General features: G+C 38.7%; 1 protein-coding gene. It reads left to right on the top strand.

Annotation, left to right across the window (positions count from 1 at the left end; genetic code table 11):
• Window positions 1-59: 59 nt before the first annotated feature.
• A partial coding sequence (locus tag RM545_RS17430) for an IS1634 family transposase (RefSeq protein WP_311496561.1) occupies window positions 60-1,135 on the top strand: 1,076 nt, incomplete at its 3' end.

Here is a 1,135-nt window from a genome sequence, read left to right as displayed (position 1 = left end):
AATTAAAATTTTAGAATTGGTATTTAGGGTGTCCTGAGGTGTTTTTGGTAATTTTGAGCATGTTTGTTCGAAAAAAGAAAAATCCAAGCGGAAAAATAAGTGTTCAGGTAATTGATAAATCTTCGGGCAAGTATCGTGTTATACATACCGCAGGCAGTAGCGGTGATAAAGAGGAAATAAATACTCTGGTTAAAACTGCTAAATCCTGGATTACCGATAGACAAAGCACCCTGGAGCTTGATTTTTCAAATGAAAAAGAACAGATGGAGGTCATGCTTAATTCTATTACCGAATTAAAGCGTGTAGGTTATGACCTGTTGCTAGGAAGCATATTTGATAAAATTGGATTCAACCAAATAAAGGATGAATTGTTCAGGGACTTAGTCATCGCCAGAATCGCCTTTCCTAAAAGCAAGCTTAAGACCAAGGATTACCTTTACCGGTTTAAACAGGTCCATTATGATGAGGATCAGATCTATCGGTATTTAGACAAGCTTCACGACAAACAAAAAGAGCTGGCACAACAGATCAGTTATGAACATACCCGAAAGATCCTTAATCAGGATATCAGTGTGGTATTTTATGATGTGACCACGTTGTATTTTGAAATCGATCAGGAAGATGAACTACGAAAGACAGGTTTTTCCAAGGAAGGAAAACATCAGAACCCGCAGATTGTCTTAGGGCTACTGGTCAGTAAACATGGCTATCCGCTAGCCTATGAAATTTTTGAAGGCAACAAGTTTGAGGGGCATACCATGTTGCCGGTGGTGGATGCTTTCAAAGTAAAGTACAATCTCGACAAGCTGATCATTGTTGCCGATAGCGGCCTGCTCTCCCGAGCTAACATAGATGACTTACAGGAGAAGAGCTATGAATTTATATTAGGAGCCAGGATTAAAAATGAAACCCAGGCTGTCAAGGATAAAATATTGGCTCTCGAGTTAAATCATGGAGAGAGTGCGATTATTAAAAAGGGAGCTTTAAAATTGATTATTACTTATTCGGATGATCGGGCCAGGAAAGATCGTTACAATCGAGAAAAAGGCCTCAGAAGATTGGAAAAACAAATACGAAGAGGGAAACTTACCAAATCCAACATCAACAACAGAGGCTATAATAAATTCCTGAAACT

The sequence above is a fragment of the Autumnicola lenta genome, assembly GCF_031846515.1.
Lineage (GTDB): Bacteria > Bacteroidota > Bacteroidia > Flavobacteriales > Flavobacteriaceae > Autumnicola > Autumnicola lenta.
Note: the sequence above shows the minus strand (reverse complement) of the source record. Positions and strands in the feature narration are given on the sequence as shown.